This is a genomic window from Roseobacter sp. HKCC-CH-9351, from assembly GCF_037830295.1.
Lineage (GTDB): Bacteria > Pseudomonadota > Alphaproteobacteria > Rhodobacterales > Rhodobacteraceae > M30B80.
Genome location: NZ_JBBLYM010000001.1, coordinates 1,157,976 through 1,174,875, shown reverse-complemented (window position 1 = coordinate 1,174,875; position 16,900 = coordinate 1,157,976). Strand labels below are relative to the sequence as shown.

Here is a 16,900-nt window from a genome sequence, read left to right as displayed (position 1 = left end):
TTCCGCTCCGCTTATTTAACCGCGCCAAAGGTCAGGCCGCGCACAAGTTGTTTTTGGCTGAACCACCCCATCACAAGAATGGGCGCAATCGCCATGGTCGAAGCTGCCGATAGCTTCGCGTAAAACAGCCCTTCTGGACTAGAATAACTGGCGATGAAGGCCGTCAGCGGGGCCGCATTGGCCGCTGTGAGGTTCAATGTCCAAAACGCCTCGTTCCACGCCAAAATAACATTGAGCAAAATGGTTGAGGCAATCCCAGGAATGGCCATTGGTGTCAGCACATACAGGATTTCCTCGCGCAAGCTCGCGCCATCCATCCGCGCGGCCTCTAGGATCTCGCTCGGGATTTCTTTGAAATAGGTATAGAGCATCCAGACAATGATTGGCAGGTTGATGAGCATCATAACCACAACCAAACCAAAGCGGCTGTCGAGAAGGCCAAGCTCAATGAAGAGCAGGTAAATGGGATAAAGCACCCCAACCGCAGGCAACATTTTGGTGGACAACATCCAAAGCAAAATATCCTTGGTGCGTTTGGACGGCACAAAGGCCATAGCCCAAGCGGCAGGGATCGCCACCAATAGGCCAAGCGCGGTTGAACCAAACGCGATGATGATCGAATTCCACAGATAGCGGGTGTAGTCCGACCGCTCTTGCACAACGCCATAATTCTCTAGCGTCCAGTCAAAGAACAAGAATAAAGGCGGGTCATTGATCGCTTGCGCCTCGGTTTTGAAGCTTGTCAGGATCGTCCATAAGATCGGGAAGAAGATCAAAAAGCCAATCGTCCATGCAACCAAAGTATTGATGAGCTTACGGTTTGGGGTGACTGCGCGGGCCATAGCGTTTCCTCCTCACGCGTCCAAATTCTTACCAACGATGCGCATCAAGAAGACGGCAACAATATTGGCAAGGATGATGGCGTAGACCCCGCCCGCAGACCCCAGACCCACATTCTGGCTTTCCAACACGCGTTGGAAGATCAGATAGGTCAGCGTCCGCGTGCCAAAGGCCCCGCCCGTGGTCACAAAAATTTCGGCGAAAATAGACAGTAAGAAAATCGTCTGGATCAAGATCACAATCGTGATCGCCCGCGCCAAATGCGGCAGCACCAGATTGAAAAACCGTGCAACAGGGCCTGCGCCATCCATTTCGGCGGCCTCTAGTTGCTCACCATCCAAAGATTGGATCGCGGTTAGCAAAATCAGCGTGGCAAAGGGCAGCCATTGCCACGAGACAATCATGATCAGCGATGTAATCGGCACATCCGACAACCACACAACAGGTTCGGCACCAAAGGCGCGCCACAAATGCGCGAACAGGCCGTTGACGGGATCCATAAAGATATTCTTCCACACCAAAGCCGATACAGTGGGCATAACGAAAAAGGGCGCGATGACCATGATCCGCACGACACCCTGCCCCCAAATGGGCTGATCCAAAAGCATGGCGAGGAAGATCCCAAGGATAACAGTGATGGCCAAAACCCCAAGCACGATCACAAGGGTGGTTTGAACCGCAGGCCAAAACGAACTTGAGCTGATAAAGCGGATGTAATTCTCAAACCCGATAAAGCCTTGGTCGCCACCGCGCAGCGGCAGATATTGCCGAAACGAAAACCACAAGGTCATGGTCAACGGAACAAGCATCCAACCAAGCAGCAAGATCACGGCAGGGGCCATCATCACACGCGCAGCGGATCGTGAATGTTGGGTGGCCATCGGCAAATCCTTCACGGGACAGACATCGGGTCTGGTCAATATATATTAACAAATATTGGGGCGATGTCGGAAAATGTGGGAGGCGACCTTGAGACGCCTCCCACGTTCTTGGGGAGGTGGGTTACCGCTTAGCGATAGCCCGCTGCTTCCATTGCTTCATTGGTGATGGCTTGTGCTTTTTCCAAAGCCTCATCAATGGACTGCTGGCCTGCATAAACTGCCGAGAATTCTTGGCTCACTTCAGATGCGATGCCCGCAAATTCTGGGATCGCTGCGAACTGAATGCCGACATAGGGGCTTGGCTCAACAGTCGAGTCGTTCGGGTCTGCGGACAAGATCGAACGAAGTGTCATGTCTGCAAATGGAACGTCTGCGTAGTTGGGGTTCTCATAGAGCGAGGTGCGTGCGCCTGGAGGCACGTTTGCCCAACCTTCATTGGCGGCAACCAATTCGATATACTCTTTGGAAGTCGCCCATTCGATGAACTGCTTGGCTGCATCTGCTTGCTGTGTGCCCGCAGGGATAGCCAAGGCCCAAGCCCAGAGCCAGTTGGAACGCTTGCCAAGGCCATTATCAGGTGCCAGAGCAAAACCTACGTGATCTGCAACGGTCGAGTCATTGGGGTTGGTGACGAAGGATGCCGCAACAGTCGCGTCAATCCACATACCGCACTTGCCCTGCTGGAACAGCGACAGGTTCTCGTTGAAGCCGTTGGTGGCATAGCCCGCAGGGCCCGATTCATTCATCATGCCAACAAAGAATTCCAACGTGTCACGCCATGGCTGTGTGTCGAACTGTGCGTTCCAGTCCATGTCAAACCAACGTGCGCCAAACGAGTTGGACATTGCAGTGATGAAAGCGCCGCCTTCACCCCAGCCTGCCTTACCACGCAGACAGATGCCGTTGATTTCATTTGCGCGATCTGTCATCGCTGCCGCCGCTTCGCGGATGAAGGCCCAAGTTGGCGCTTCTGGCATTTCCAGACCCGCTGCTTCCATCAGGTCTGTGCGATACATCACCATCGAGCTTTCGCCGTAGAACGGTGCAGCGTAAAGCGTGCCATCATGGCTCAAACCGCCTGCCATTGCAGGCAGAAGGTCAGCCACATCGTATTCGGCGCTGAGGTCGTCCAAAGGCACAAGCCAGTCATTAGAACCCCAGATCGGCGCCTCATACATGCCGATGGTCATGATGTCGAACTGGCCACCATTTGTGGTGATGTCAGTGGTCACACGCTGACGCAGCACGTTTTCCTCAAGGGTCACCCATTCAACATTGACACCAGTTTGTTCTGTGAATGTATCCGTATAGCCCTGCATACGGATCATATCGCCATTGTTTACGGTTGCGATTGTGATGGTCTGCGCCATCGCAGCGCCAGCAGTCAGCACAGACAAAGCTGTCGCTGCAAGCAACGAACGTTTCATAGTCATCCTACTCCTCCCAAGGATTCTATTCAGTGACCAGACGTTACTGACAAGACTTGTTTCCCGTCAATAAAAAAATTTACGCGTGTAAATTTTTATCTTAGCCCTTGATAACCTTGGATTATGCCGAAGCGCGCATAATCAACTCGCCATCAAACAGCGTCACTTGTCGGGTATCGCCGCGTTCGCCCGACTCGATCAAAGCCATCATTGTCTCAACGCTTTTCGTGGCAATGCGCGCATAATCATGCGAGATCGTGGTCAAGGTCGGGCAGGTAAACCGCGCCACGGGGTGGTTGTCATGCCCCGCCACCCGCAGCGCGCAATCCGCCTCGCGCCCCACGCGCAAACCCAATTCATAAGCCGCCGCCAAAAAGCCAATGGCCAAGCGGTCATTGCTACAGAAAATCGTATTGCTTGAAAAGGCGCGCTCCGTAATCACCCGCCGCCCTTCGTTATAGCCGATCTCCTCTAGCGCCCACCCTTCCCCATGGGCTTGCACGACCTGTGGTGCGAACCCCAATCGCTCCATCGCGCCGATATAGGCCAAGCGGCGTTTATTCGCATTTGGGTTGGGCGGCGTGCGCATCTCAAAAAATACGGGCGGCTCGCCTGTGCGGGTCAGATATTCAACCATCTTATCGGTTGCTTGTTCGTTGTTGTGACCCACAAAGGCCTCGCCGATCCCCTTAATATTGGCATCAAAATTTACTGTGGGCACATCAGCGCAAAAGCCTTCCAACGCCGCCCGATCAGAGGCGCGCCCAAGCGGGGCCAATAAAACAGCCGCAGGCTTAATCGCGCGTAGTGCGTCCAAATTGCCAACCTCAAGCTGCGGATCGCCATGCGAGCTAAGCAAAATTGGACGAAACCCCTGCGCAATCACCAATGTCTCGATCCGCCTTGCGATTTCGGCAAAAAACGGGTCTGCCAGATAGGGCAAAACAATGCCGATATTCTTCGTCAGTTTGCGGTTCTGGTTCACCGCAAAGATATTGGGACGATAATTGCTTTCCTCCAACGCCTGCTCAATTTTGGCGCGGGTGGCGGGGCGGACGCTTTCGGGGTCGTGAAAATATTTTGACACAGTCGGACGCGACACCCCGCAAAAGGCGGCAAACTCCTCCATATTGCGAACGGGCCGATCTTCCATTTGTCTCACTTTCAATTTTTTACCAAGCTTTACGTTTTCTTATCGCGCGGAAAAAATCAAGACTTGAGAAAATCTCCGATACGGCCCGCAGCTTAACCTTACGCCTTGCCTTTCGCGCCACTGCACTAAGTCAACGGAACTGACATGATTTAGGAGGCGAGGATGAATGACCAATCAATGACCCGTGACATGGCGCAAAAAGGCCAAATTGATCTAAAAGCGCGTTATGCCCAGTCACAGTTATCAATCAAACAACAACAGCTGAAACGCGAAGCAGCAGGCTATGCAGTCGGTGCGTTTTTGGGATGGTTTGGTGAAATGACCAGCGGCAAAGGCCCGTTGGCCTGCGCCGTGTGCCTGTCCAAAGCGGCCTGTGCGACTTTTGCAATCGCGGCCCCAATCTATTTTTTGTCGCAAATGATGTGATCATGCGTGAGAAAAAAGCGATGCGAAAAAGGGGCCAGAGATGGCCTCCTTTCCATTTAATTCAACCACGCCCATATCCGCTCTTGCAGAGAGCCGCCATCCAACGGGAAATCATAGAAATCATTGAAAAGCATTCCATGAACCCAGTCGGCATAGTCAGGATGTAACTCTTCGCCGTTCTGTATGGATAGGCCTTGCCCGTAGTAAGCGAGATCACTTTCTATGCTCGCTCGATTGGCGTTGGTATCGCCTCTCATGTAGGGATCGCCCATATTCCAAATGAAGAACACGTTCTCAAACCCATATCGATCAAAATGTGTCCTTTGTGGAAAACAACTGGCCCATTGTGACCCACAGTGTTGTGGCATGTTGGCATATACAAATTGTTCGATAGCATCCCAATTAGGCCCACTCCAACTATCTCGGACTGCTCTGGATTCAGTATCAAGCCAAAAACTGTCTACTAGCAGGTATGGGTTTTCAAATTGAGCAATCAAGTCAGCATTGTAACCCAATCCAATAGCTCCGGCACTCGAGCCACCAAACACTACACGAGATGCAGCTGACAGGTCAGGAGCCAATTGGTCGATGACATCCTCTACTATTGCTCGTCCCCGGAAATACACTGTTTCACCACGGATAGTGTGCGTGTGAGAACCTTGGTATAGGTCATTCGAGCAATAGGGGATTACTGCGACATTGTAACCTTTGTTTCGAAAATCTTCGACGGCGGGCATGTCTTGAAGATAGCCCTGTTGAGTGCGGGGTGTCGTCCAGGTTGGGACGCGAGACAAATACTCCTCAGCGTTTGATGCTAGGCCACCACCCTGCAAGTATACGAACCATTGATCCGACCCAGTGCGATAAACATGAAATGCTGCCTGTTCACCGTTACTACAAACTGCCTCGGCAGAGTTGGTGTAGAAAACCGAGCTTGATGTTTCATCTGAGCCGGACGGACCGTTATCTTCCACCACCTCGATGCTTTGTTCATTTCCAAGCATATCCACAACTTGGCCACCCACGGTTGTGAGAACTTCATTGCGCTGCTCGTCGGTTAGCATTGGCATTTTGACTATCAACTCTAGCCCAACTTCTTGACGGTTTAGATCGTTTAAAACGGCATCCAAGCCGGTCACAGAAATGGCAGGGTCAGCTTCCCAAGCACCAACAGCGACACGTCCTTGATAGAATGCACAAGAGTTGGTTGCGAACTGCGCTAATTCGTCAAAACCACCAAAACCCTGATCCGCTCCCAACACCAGCCGGTTCGCAAGAAAGTCGAATTGTGCGTAATATTCTTGGCAGAATGTCGCGACGAATTCTCGACCAGCCCACTCGATAACAACATCGTATTTGCCAGCTAGAACACGATCATGAATCTCTAAATTACCCATTGCCGTTATGACAGCGCCAGACGTTGGCAACTCGATTGGTGACGCTAAGGCGAAAAAATCACCCATGGAGAATGATTGATCAGAATGGTCACCAACAAAGTCATTAAATGCCGCGGCGTAGATATTGCCGAAAGGAATACCAGCATTACTCAGAATTCTGCCTCGGCTGCCCGCTCCATTAAATAGGCTCTCAGGAACACGAAGCACATGGTTGGCGGGATCACTTGCCGGAATATGTGAAAACGCCAATCCACCAAGATTTTTGAGATACGCCCCTCTGACCATGTGAGAATTTTGTTGATCATCGCCCCCACCGCCAATGAATGCCACGTCGACAAGGCCATCCGCATCGACATCATGAAAGCGGAAGTTTTCAATGAAATTGTTCCATACATTGCCTTCATGTTCTGCAACATAACCATCTGGCGCAGTAACAATTGGATGGAAGGAGGAGCCATAGGAGCCGTCGCCGAGGTTCTCGATTACTTGCACACCGGTGCCAACGTATAAGATACCCGCACGTGACAAGACGATGTCGAGATCGCCATCCGTGTCTAGATCCCATAGGCCCACTTCAGGGACCGTTCCCCAACTCTCAATTGTGGGCAACCGAACAGAACGAATGAAATTGCCGCGACCATCGTTCATAGCAATACCTGTTGGGGAAGAGCCTCCATATTCATGGCCAGCATGAACCAAATCGAGGTCACCATCTCCATCCATATCGCCTAGCTCGATAGCGAACGCATTAACATCGCCACATGTCCGTCTAGACATGGATCCAGAGCCATCATTGATCCAACATGTCAGCTTATTTGCAAGTTCGGTAAGGACAATGTCTACGTCTCCATCTGCATCTATGTCTCCAACCGCGCCACCGTGGTCAAAAATCTGGTAGTTTGGATCACTCAGATGTGTGTTGGAGCTTTCCAGCCAAGTTCCATTAGGTTGGCTCAAAAAATAGCTATCTCTAATGCCATCGTGATGACCAATTGCATGATCTGCAACGAAAAGGTCTGCAATATCGTCACCGTTAAAGTCAGCAACTAAGTTTTGTCGTGCCAAAGACTGACCAGGAACACTGCGCAAATCTACAAACAGATCACTACGATCGATAAATGCTCCGCTTTCATTTTGTAGAAATAACGTAGGTCCAGGCATCTCGCCTTCGCAATCACTTCCTCCGCACAATCCAGCTGTATTTTCGCCAGTCACCTCGACGTTTTCTGGGTTCATGGTTCCCGTGTAGATGAAATCGAGTAGCCCATCGTTGTTGAAGTCGTAGTTCGACCAAAAATGCCCAAACCAATATCGTTCTCTAGTGATCGCCGGGCTAAGAGGCGGATAGAGAAATTCAGAATTTGAATTCTCGTGTTCAAGGCCAGCGAAAGGCGCCGTTCTTAGCCCTGCTTCTTCCGCAACATTGATGAGAGCAAGCAAGTCCGAGGTATCGACCACGGTGGGGTCATCATCATCGAGATTTGTTTCCCGATAAAATTCAAAAATTGCGGCAGCTGTTCTAGGGCCATAGTCACCATCAACACGACCTGCGTCATATCCAAGCTGATTAAGTATGAATTGCGCTGTAAAAATTGGGTGCTGTTCGAAACCTGTAGTTTCTGCTTGTTGCGCATCTACTGCTTGCGATGCCGCGGTCAGTGCTATTGCACAAGAAATAACGAACTTTTGCATGACTACTCCCATGATCTGATGGGAGTATTATTTCGGAAACGCGAAAGTTCAACTTTCTTGAGAATTAGATTTGAAATGGCGGAGACGATGGGATTCGAACCCACGAGACGGTTTCCCGTCTACTCCCTTAGCAGGGGAGCGCCTTCGACCACTCGGCCACGTCTCCGCCGACCCGTCTAACGACATGGGCGCGCAGGGGCAAGGGGGGAATTTGTGGCGCGGCGGGATTAGGCGTTGAAGAGGAAATGCAGCACATCACCATCTTTGACGATGTAGTTTTTCCCCTCGACCCGCATTTTTCCTACGTCTTTGGCTGCGACCTCGCCGCCCAAGGTGACGTAATCCTCATAGGCGATGGTTTCGGCGCGGATGAAGCCGCGCTCGAAATCGCCATGGATCACGCCTGCGGCTTGAGGCGCGGCGGTGCCGTGGCGGATCGTCCATGCGCGGGCCTCTTTCGGGCCAACGGTGAAATAGGTTTCCAATGCCAGAAGGTCATAGCCCGCGCGAATAAGGCGGTCGAGACCTGCCTCCTCTAGACCCATTTCGCCCAGGAACACGGCGGCATCCTCGGCGGGCAATTGGCTGATTTCTTCCTCAATCGCGGCTGAGATGACGACCGAAGCCGCCCCTTGCGCCTTGGCCATCTCCTCAACCCGCTCGGAGAGGTCATTGCCCGTGGCGGCAGAGGCCTCGTCCACATTGCAAACATATAGCACGGGCTTGGTGGTCAGAAGTTGCAACATCTTCCACGCTTTCGCGTCATCCTCTGCCACCTCGACCATGCGGGCGGGTTTGCCCTGCTCTAGCATCGCCTGCGCCTCTTTCAAAAGGCGCTCTTGCTGCACCGCCTCTTTGTCGCCACCGCGCACTTTGCGGGTCAGGTTTTGCAGGCGTTTCTCGATGCTTTCGAGATCAGCGAGCATCAGTTCGGTTTCGATGGTCTCAGCATCGGCCACGGGGTCAACGCGGCCTTCCACATGGGTCACATCATCATCAATGAAGCAGCGCAACACTTGGGCGATGGCATCGGTCTCGCGAATATTGGCTAGGAATTGGTTGCCCAACCCCTCGCCCTTAGAGGCCCCGCGCACGAGGCCCGCAATATCGACAAAGGTCATGCGGGTTGGAATGATCTGTTTTGAGCCTGCTATCGCGGCCAATTTCTCAAGGCGTGGGTCAGGCACGGCCACATCGCCCACATTCGGCTCGATGGTGCAAAAGGGGAAATTCGCAGCCTGTGCGGCTGCGGTTTTGGTCAAGGCGTTGAACAGCGTGGATTTCCCAACATTGGGCAGACCCACGATTCCCATTTTGAAACCCATTGCAAGCGACCTCCGTGATGCGCGTTGGCTGCCTTCTAGGGCGAAGTGCGCGGCGGGGCAATGGCCCGAACCCGTCAGGCCCCATTGATTTCCGCCGCTATTTGCCGCAAACCCCAAACGAACGATTTCACGGGAGGCATCTATGACACGGATCGACACCACTTTTGCGCGGCTGGCCCAAGAGGGCAAGAAGGCCTTTGTCGCCTATGTCATGGCGGGCGATCCTGATTACGACACCTCGCTTGAGTTGATCAAAGCCCTGCCCGCGGCGGGTGTGGATATCATCGAATTGGGCCTGCCCTTTACCGATCCAATGGCGGATGGCTCGACCATTCAGCTTGCGGGGCAGCGCGCGCTTGAAGGGGGGCAGACCCTCGACAAAACGCTGCAAATGGCGCGTGAGTTGCGCAAAACCGATAATAACACGCCGATTGTGATGATGGGATATTACAACCCGATTTACAGCCGCGGTGTGGATCGCTTTTTGGAGCAAGCTAAAGAGGCGGGCATTGACGGCTTGATCATCGTTGATTTGCCCCCCGAAGAAGACAGCGAGCTGTGCATTCCCGCGCAAAACGCAGGGTTGAATTTCATCCGTCTGGCGACACCGACCAGTGATGACAAACGCCTTCCCAAGCTGTTGGAAAACACATCGGGCTTTATCTACTATGTTTCGATCACGGGCATCACAGGGGCCGCCAATGCGCAAGCGGGAGATGTTGGGCCAGAGGTGGCACGGATCAAATCGCAGACCGATCTGCCCGTGATTGTGGGCTTTGGCATCAAAACGCCTGAGGCCGCCGAAGCGATTGCCGGCGTTGCCGATGGGGCGGTGGTGGGGTCAGCGATTGTCAGCCTGATTGAGCAGGGAAAAACCGTGCCAGAGATCACCGCCTTTGTGAAATCCTTGGCCGATGGGGCGCATCGCGCCAATTGATTGCGGGCCTTCGCAAGAATTGGTAAGACTTCCTTACCAGCCTTGCGGAGGAGTGCCACCATGCCCGTCATCACCGAAATCGAAGACCTGCGCCGCTTGCATCAAAAGCGCACGCCAAAGATGTTTTACGATTACGCAGAATCGGGCAGCTGGACAGAGCAGACCTTCCGCGAAAACTCATCCGATTTTGACCTGATCCGCCTCCGCCAACGGGTGGCGGTCGATATGTCAAACCGCAGCACAGCCTCGACCATGATTGGCCATGATGTGGCGATGCCCGTGGCCTTGGCCCCTGTTGGGCTGACGGGTATGCAGCGCGCTGATGGCGAGATCAAAGCGGCGCGGGCCGCAGAAAAATTCGGTGTGCCCTTCACCCTCTCTACTATGTCGATCTGCTCCATCGAAGATGTGGCGGAACATACCAACAAACCCTTCTGGTTTCAGGTCTACACGCTCAAAGACGATGATTTCATGACGCGTCTGTTTCAGCGCGCGAAAGACGCTAAATGCTCGGCCATCGTGATTACAGTGGATTTGCAGCTTTTGGGTCAACGCCACAAAGACCTCAAAAACGGGCTGTCAGCACCGCCCAAATTCACTGTGAAATCCGTGGCTGATATGATGACCAAGGTGCAATGGGGCCTTGAGATGCTTGGCACAAAGCGGCGCTTCTTTGGTAATATTGTGGGTCATGTCGATGGGATTGATGACCCCTCCTCGCTGAGTTCATGGACGGCGCAAGCCTTTGATCAAAGCCTTGATTGGGAACGCATTAAACAATTCCGCAAAATGTGGGACGGCCCTGTGATCATCAAAGGCATTTTGGATGCCGAAGATGCAAAAATGGCCGCAAAGGTCGGCGCGGATGCTATTGTTGTGTCCAACCATGGCGGGCGTCAATTGGATGGGGCCTTATCCTCAATCCGTATGTTAGAGCCGATTTTGGACGCGGTGGGCGACAAGATCGAAGTGCATCTCGACAGTGGCATTCGCTCTGGTCAGGATGTGCTAAAGGCTTTGGCCATGGGGGCAAAAGGCACCTATATCGGGCGCGCCTTCGTCAACGGGCTTGGCGCCATGGGGGAAGCAGGCGTTACCCGCGCTTTGGAAGTGATCCATAAGGAACTGGACAGCACGATGGCGCTCTGCGGCGAGCGTGATGTGAAGGCCCTTGGACGTCACAACCTGCTCGTTCCGAAAAACTTTAGTGGCGAGTGGGGCTAAACCCCGCTGATGCGCCCCTCTTGCCCGCCACGCGCAGGTGAGAGGGGGCGCAGCGCACGCGCGCAGATCAGCGGGATGATGAGCAAAATCACCGCGATCATGCCAAAAGCCACCCGCAGACTGGCCAATTCTGCCATCCATCCCATTGTTGCGGGGGCGAGCAAAAACCCCGCAAACCCAATGACCGACACGCGGGCGATGGTCCGCGTTCTTTCCCCAGACCCTGCGAGTTGCCCCGCCAAACCTAGCGCCAATGGCGCGATAATCGAGACGCCCAATCCTTGGATCGCAAATCCTGTATAGGCCATCTCGGGCGTCACTGCGAAAGCGGCGATCACCGCCCCCGCCGCCGAAACCAACGCCGCGCGCGAAACCATGCGCAGCGTATCATGCGCTTGCGTGAGAAAATGCCCTGCAAGACGGCCAATCCCCATCGTTAAGCCCAACATGAAGGGGCCAATCGCCCCTTCGACAGCCCGCCCGCCGAGCGAGCGTTCAATGTGCAAGGCAGACCAACTTTCCATCGCGGCCTCTGACATGAAGCCAAACATTACCACCAATCCAGGCCAGATCACCAAACCCGACCAGAAGCGGGCCAAATCAACGCCCTGCTCCGTTGCGCCATCCTGCGAAGCACCGACCAAAAAAGATGGGCTGCGCAAAATGGGCAGTGCCAAAGCAACGATGACCCCCAACCCCAAAAAAACCTGTAAGGCTGAGGCATCAAATTCCCGCGCCGCGCCTGCGCTCAGTGCAGCAAGCGCATAGGCGAAAGAAAACATCGCATGATTAAGTGACATAAGCGGACGCTTATAAGCGGCCTCTGCCTCTGAGACGCGGGCATTGATAATAACATCCGTCAACCCCGAAGCCGCCCCCGCTAAAACCATCCCAATGCCAAATTCCAACGGGCGGCTTGCCGCACCCAAAACCGCAAACGACAAGGCCAATAGACCCGCGCCAAGGGGCAGCCCCCATTTTCCCAAATGCCGATCTACCCGCGGCGCCAACCACATTGCGGTGACAAGCCCCAAAGCAGACATCAGCAAAAGCGTGCCAAAGAGCCCATCACCGGCCCCAATCTGCGCTTTGATTTGCGGGGCAAGCGCCGCATAAGAGCCCCAAAAGATTCCCAAAACCATAAAGCCAAATACAGGCCTGATGGTCAGCGAAAGATCCTGTCTAATTTTGGCGAGCGCATGCATGCTAAAATCGCTACCCCGCCGATTGGAATGGCTCAAGCGATATATGTACAAAATGGCGGATTTAGCTCTGGTCAAAGGCCGAAAATGCTTGTAAGAGCGCGGTTTCACGGGCCCGACACCCTTGGAGGCGGCCCATAACATATGGAGATATAGCTATGGCTGGTGAGATTCCTGATCTTATCGCCGAGGCACGGACGGGGACAGGCAAGGGGGCCGCTCGTCAAGCTCGCCGTGAAGGCAAGGTGCCCGGTATTGTGTATGGCGGTGGGGCTGACCCCGTTGCAATTCAAATCCCCTTTAACCAATTGCTTAAGCGCCTGAAAGAGGGCCGCTTCCTCGCGACCCTGTTCAACCTCAAGGTTGACGGTCAAGAAGATGTGCGCGTGATTTGCCGTGGCGTGCAGCGCGACGTGGTAAAAGATCTGCCGACCCATGTTGATTTGATGCGCCTACGCCGCACTTCGCGTGTTAAGCTGTTCATCCCTGTCAACTTTATCAACCATGAAGCCGCACCTGGCATCAAACGCGGTGGCGTTTTGACAGTCGTGCGTGCCGAGGTTGAGCTTTCGGTGATTGCAGGTGACATCCCTGAGGGGATTACTGTTGACCTGACAGGCCGCGGCATTGGCGATGTGATCCACATCTCTGACGTTACCCTGCCAGAAGGCGTTAAGCCAACAATCGACCGCGATTTTGTGATCGCCAATATCACCGCCCCATCGGGTCTGGTAAGCGCAGATAACGAAGCCGCTGCTGAAGGCAAAGAAGAAGAAGAAGAATCCGAATAATCAGGCCGATCTTCTGACGAATTGATAAAGGCGCGAAGATTTCTTCGCGCCTTTACTTTATCATAGACTACCCTTTCACGGGACGGGCAATCGGAGTATCAAAGCGGCTATGAAACTTTGGGTTGGTCTTGGAAATCCCGGCGCGAAATATAGCCAGAACCGTCATAATATCGGGTTCATGGCCTTGGATCATATTGCCGCAGATCATGGGTTCTCTCCGTGGCGCAGCAAATTTCAAGGCCAAATCTGCGAAGGGGTTTTGGGCGACCAAAAGGTGATCTTGCTCAAGCCAGAAACCTATATGAACCGCTCGGGGCAATCCGTGGGCGAGGCAATGCGGTTTTTTAAACTGACTGCGCAAGATGTCACAGTTTTTCATGACGAGCTTGACCTTGCCCCATCAAAACTTCGGCTTAAGTCGTCCGGGGGGCATGCAGGGCATAATGGTCTGCGGTCACTACATGACCATATTGGTGAGGCGTATCACCGGGTGCGGCTTGGTATTGGTCATCCAGGCCACAAGGATCGGGTCGCGGCCTATGTTCTGTCTGATTTTTCCAAGGCCGATCAGTCTTGGCTAGAGATGATGTTGCGGGGTATTTCGAATGGGGCCAAAGCCCTTGCCGAGGATAATGGCGCGCAGTTCCAAAATGCTGTGGCCTTACAAACCACCACACCCTCCCGCGAAACAGCGCCGAGGCGTAAATCACGCGACACGGCCCCATCCCCCGCAGAGGCCGTAGAGATACCGCAAGACAGCCGAAGCCCGTTACAAAAGCTGGTTGATCGGTTTCGATAAACATTTAGCGCCTTGGGTATTCCTATCCCTCTCTCGCAACACCTTTGGCGCGTATGAGGATAGACCATGGATGAAAGCGTAAATGTATTTGGTGCGCCGCTGCAAAGCTGCGGCCGCGATCCAATGACGGGCTTCTTTCGCAACGGGTGCTGCGACACCAGCGATGATGATTTCGGCGCGCATACTGTCTGCGCGGTCATGACCCGCGAATTTCTGGCCTTTTCAAAATATGTGGGCAATGACTTAACCACGCCCCGCCCCGAATATGGATTTCTTGGCTTAAAGGAGGGCGATCGCTGGTGCCTATGCGCCTCGCGGTTCCTACAGGCTCATGAAGAGGGCGTTGCGCCAAAGGTGAACCTGCACGCAACCCATATGCGCGCGCTCGAAATCATTCCGCTGACCGTATTGGAATTGCACCAAATCGAGTGACACCCGAACCGATCGTTTCGGCGCAGAATGGGGAGAGATGCGGGGATTAGCCCTGCATCTCCCATCCCAAGGCACGGGCCACTGTGAAGATATCTTTATCACCGCGACCACACATATTCATGCAGATCAAATGATCCTTTGACAGGGTCGGCGCGATTTTCATCACATGAGCCAAAGCATGGCTTGGCTCTAGCGCGGGAATGATGCCCTCTTGATGGCAGCACAGCTGAAATGCCTCCAAAGCCTCGCTGTCGGTGATCGAGACATATTCAGCGCGACCAATATCGTGGAGCCATGAATGCTCAGGCCCGATGCCAGGGTAATCCAGCCCCGCCGAAATCGAATGACCCTCAAGGATTTGTCCATCTTCGTCTTGCAGCAAATAGGTGCGGTTGCCATGCAGCACACCCGGACGCCCCCCTGTCAGGCTTGCGCAATGCTCCATCTTGTCATTGACGCCTTTGCCACCTGCCTCAACGCCTATGATCTGCACATCCTTGTCATCCAAGAAGGGGTAAAACAGCCCCATCGCATTTGAACCGCCGCCAATGGCCGCAATGATCGTATCTGGCAAACGGCCTTCGGCGGCCAACATCTGTTCGCGGGCCTCTTTGCCAATAATCGCTTGGAAATCACGCACCATCGCAGGATATGGGTGGGGGCCTGCGACCGTGCCGATGCAGTAGAATGTATCACGCACATTTGTCACCCAGTCGCGCAAGGCATCGTTCATCGCGTCTTTCAAAGTGCCACGCCCTGACGTCACAGGCACAACCTCGGCCCCAAGCAGTTTCATGCGGAACACATTGGGCGCTTGGCGTTCGACATCATGCGCGCCCATATAGACCACGCATTTCAAGCCAAATTTTGCACAGACTGTCGCCGTGGCCACGCCATGCTGGCCCGCACCTGTTTCCGCAATAATCCGTGTCTTACCCATGCGGCGGGCCAAAATGATCTGACCCAACACATTGTTGATCTTATGTGCGCCCGTATGGTTTAGCTCATCTCGCTTGAGATAGATTTTTGCGCCGCCCAAATGCTCGGTCAGGCGCTCTGCGAAATAGAGGGGGCTCGGACGGCCGACATAATGCGTCCACAAATCATGCATTTCATCCCAGAAGGATTGATCTGTTTTGGCGCGTTCATATTGGGCTTCCAATTCCAAAATCAGCGGCATCAGGGTTTCTGACACAAACCGCCCGCCGAATTGGCCAAAGCGGCCGCTTTCATCAGGGCCAGTCATAAAGCTGTTCAAGATATCATCGGGCATGGAGGCACCTTTTTTCACATTCGACCCACTGCCTAACGCGGGCGCAAGAATTGAGCAAGAGAAAGGGGCAAGGTTTAGCCCCCGTTCACGGCATCGGCAAAAGCATGGATCAGGGTAGGGTCTTTTACCCCTGCCCGACTTTCCACGCCTGATGAAACATCAACCTGCTGCGCGCCTGTCATTTGCACGGCAAGCCGCACATTGTCAGGCGTCAATCCACCCGCCAGCATCCATGGCACAGGCCATCTGCGTCCGGCTAACAACCGCCAGTCAAAAGAAAGACCGTTCCCCCCAGGAAGATCAGCATTTTTCGGCGGCTTGGCATCAATTAGCAATTGATCACTGACCGCCGCGTAATCCGCAATCTGCCCCAAATCATCCGCTTCTGCGATACCAATGGCCTTCATCACAGGCAGGCCCGTGCGCGCACGGATTTCCGCCACACGGGTAGGTGTTTCATGGCCGTGCAATTGCAAAATATCCAGCGGCACTTCGGCCAGAAGTTGATCTAGAAAGGCATCCTCTGGATCGACCACCAAACCCACCTTGGCCACGCCTACAGGAACGGCAAGCGCCAAGTCACGGGCCCGTGTCAGGCTAACCGAACGGGGTGATTTTGGGAAAAATACAAAACCCACATAGCGCGCACCCGCCTCAGCCGCAGCCGCAATATCGGCAGGCTGAGAAAGGCCACAAAATTTAATGGAAATGCTCATCAGGGATCAACCAAGCCGCAAGGGCTTGCCATCCTCCAACAAGGCAAGAATGTCATCCTGACCCTCTTTCGCCCGTGCCTCGTCCTTGAGGATTTCCAATTCCCGCGACAGGCGTGTCGCATCACGCTTCGCGCGCGATGCATCCGCACGATGCCGGTGTTCGCGTAGCCACTCCCAAACAAAGCCTAGAACCAAACCTGCGGTAATCGCGCCGAAAATGATCAAGAACAGAGGGAGGGATATAGACAAATCTATCCGCAGCCACAGCGCCAAATCGGCAGGTAAAAGATTAATCACCACCGGATCGCGATTGGCAATCGCCAGAACAATCAGAACCACCGCGACACAGAGAATGAAACTCAGCTTTATTATTCGGATCACGCCT

Annotated in this window: 16 protein-coding genes and 1 tRNA gene; 6 read left to right on the top strand and 11 right to left on the bottom strand. The window is 53.7% G+C overall.

The features are described from left to right. Positions 1-11: 11 nt before the first annotated feature. The 4 genes from AAC632_RS06000 to AAC632_RS05985 form a co-directional block, all read right to left on the bottom strand. Positions 12-842: a carbohydrate ABC transporter permease gene (locus AAC632_RS06000; protein ID WP_340261637.1), complete on the bottom strand. Its 831-nt coding sequence runs from the start codon at positions 840-842 to the stop codon at positions 12-14. Positions 843-854: 12 nt separating this feature from the next. After that, positions 855-1,721, bottom strand: coding sequence for a carbohydrate ABC transporter permease (locus AAC632_RS05995; RefSeq protein WP_317656336.1), 867 nt, complete (start codon positions 1,719-1,721; stop codon positions 855-857). Positions 1,722-1,849: 128 nt separating this feature from the next. Continuing rightward, positions 1,850-3,154 carry an ABC transporter substrate-binding protein gene (locus AAC632_RS05990; RefSeq protein WP_340297644.1) on the bottom strand — a complete coding sequence of 435 codons (1,305 nt, stop codon included), beginning with the start codon at positions 3,152-3,154 and terminating at the stop codon, positions 1,850-1,852. A gap of 115 nt (positions 3,155-3,269) precedes the next feature. Then, positions 3,270-4,301 (bottom strand): LacI family DNA-binding transcriptional regulator, encoded by a 1,032-nt coding sequence (locus AAC632_RS05985; RefSeq protein ID WP_340297647.1) that lies wholly within the window; start codon positions 4,299-4,301, stop codon positions 3,270-3,272. Between the two features lie 162 nt (positions 4,302-4,463). On the opposite strand from AAC632_RS05985, the gene AAC632_RS05980 reads away from it, so the two are divergent. After that, positions 4,464-4,727: a hypothetical protein gene (locus AAC632_RS05980; RefSeq protein ID WP_340297650.1), complete on the top strand. Its 264-nt coding sequence runs from the start codon at positions 4,464-4,466 to the stop codon at positions 4,725-4,727. A gap of 56 nt (positions 4,728-4,783) precedes the next feature. Here AAC632_RS05980 and AAC632_RS05975 read toward each other — a convergent pair whose 3' ends face one another. From AAC632_RS05975 to ychF, 3 genes are all read right to left on the bottom strand, one after another. Further along, complete coding sequence (locus AAC632_RS05975) at positions 4,784-7,816, bottom strand: pectin acetylesterase-family hydrolase (RefSeq protein WP_340297653.1); 3,033 nt, start codon at positions 7,814-7,816, stop codon at positions 4,784-4,786. A gap of 76 nt (positions 7,817-7,892) precedes the next feature. Beyond that, positions 7,893-7,982: transfer RNA gene (locus tag AAC632_RS05970), tRNA-Ser, on the bottom strand. A 61-nt stretch (positions 7,983-8,043) separates the two neighbouring features. Beyond that, the gene (gene ychF, locus AAC632_RS05965) at positions 8,044-9,141 is read right to left on the bottom strand and encodes a redox-regulated ATPase YchF (protein WP_340297656.1); all 1,098 of its coding nucleotides are present in this window, start codon (positions 9,139-9,141) and stop codon (positions 8,044-8,046) included. Between the two features lie 142 nt (positions 9,142-9,283). Here ychF and trpA point away from each other — a divergent pair, with 142 nt between their 5' ends. Both trpA and AAC632_RS05955 read left to right on the top strand, forming a co-directional pair. Then, complete coding sequence (trpA, locus tag AAC632_RS05960; protein ID WP_340297657.1) at positions 9,284-10,078, top strand: tryptophan synthase subunit alpha; 795 nt, start codon at positions 9,284-9,286, stop codon at positions 10,076-10,078. Between the two features lie 60 nt (positions 10,079-10,138). Beyond that, positions 10,139-11,302, top strand: a complete 1,164-nt coding sequence (locus AAC632_RS05955) for an alpha-hydroxy acid oxidase (RefSeq protein ID WP_340297659.1) — start codon at positions 10,139-10,141, stop codon at positions 11,300-11,302. Here the strand turns inward: AAC632_RS05955 and AAC632_RS05950 are convergent. Beyond that, the gene (locus tag AAC632_RS05950; RefSeq protein WP_340299893.1) at positions 11,299-12,507 is read right to left on the bottom strand and encodes an MFS transporter; all 1,209 of its coding nucleotides are present in this window, start codon (positions 12,505-12,507) and stop codon (positions 11,299-11,301) included. The genes AAC632_RS05955 and AAC632_RS05950 overlap by 4 nt on opposite strands. A 155-nt stretch (positions 12,508-12,662) precedes the next feature. On the opposite strand from AAC632_RS05950, the gene AAC632_RS05945 reads away from it, so the two are divergent. The 3 genes from AAC632_RS05945 to AAC632_RS05935 all read left to right on the top strand — a co-directional run bounded on the left by AAC632_RS05945 (position 12,663) and on the right by AAC632_RS05935 (position 14,526). Beyond that, complete coding sequence (locus AAC632_RS05945) at positions 12,663-13,295, top strand: 50S ribosomal protein L25/general stress protein Ctc (protein ID WP_340297662.1); 633 nt, start codon at positions 12,663-12,665, stop codon at positions 13,293-13,295. Positions 13,296-13,404: 109 nt separating this feature from the next. Further along, positions 13,405-14,094, top strand: a complete 690-nt coding sequence (gene pth, locus AAC632_RS05940; protein ID WP_340297665.1) for an aminoacyl-tRNA hydrolase — start codon at positions 13,405-13,407, stop codon at positions 14,092-14,094. A 66-nt stretch (positions 14,095-14,160) separates the two neighbouring features. Continuing rightward, positions 14,161-14,526 carry a DUF2237 family protein gene (locus AAC632_RS05935; protein ID WP_340297668.1) on the top strand — a complete coding sequence of 122 codons (366 nt, stop codon included), beginning with the start codon at positions 14,161-14,163 and terminating at the stop codon, positions 14,524-14,526. 46 nt (positions 14,527-14,572) lie between these two features. Here AAC632_RS05935 and trpB read toward each other — a convergent pair whose 3' ends face one another. From trpB to AAC632_RS05920, 3 genes are all read right to left on the bottom strand, one after another. Continuing rightward, positions 14,573-15,799, bottom strand: coding sequence for a tryptophan synthase subunit beta (gene trpB / locus AAC632_RS05930; RefSeq protein WP_340297671.1), 1,227 nt, complete (start codon positions 15,797-15,799; stop codon positions 14,573-14,575). A 74-nt stretch (positions 15,800-15,873) separates the two neighbouring features. Then, a complete protein-coding gene (locus AAC632_RS05925; protein ID WP_340297674.1) occupies positions 15,874-16,515 on the bottom strand; it encodes a phosphoribosylanthranilate isomerase in 642 nt (213 codons plus the stop codon). 6 nt (positions 16,516-16,521) lie between these two features. Further along, positions 16,522-16,896: a LapA family protein gene (locus AAC632_RS05920; protein WP_340297676.1), complete on the bottom strand. Its 375-nt coding sequence runs from the start codon at positions 16,894-16,896 to the stop codon at positions 16,522-16,524. Positions 16,897-16,900 lie beyond the last annotated feature (4 nt).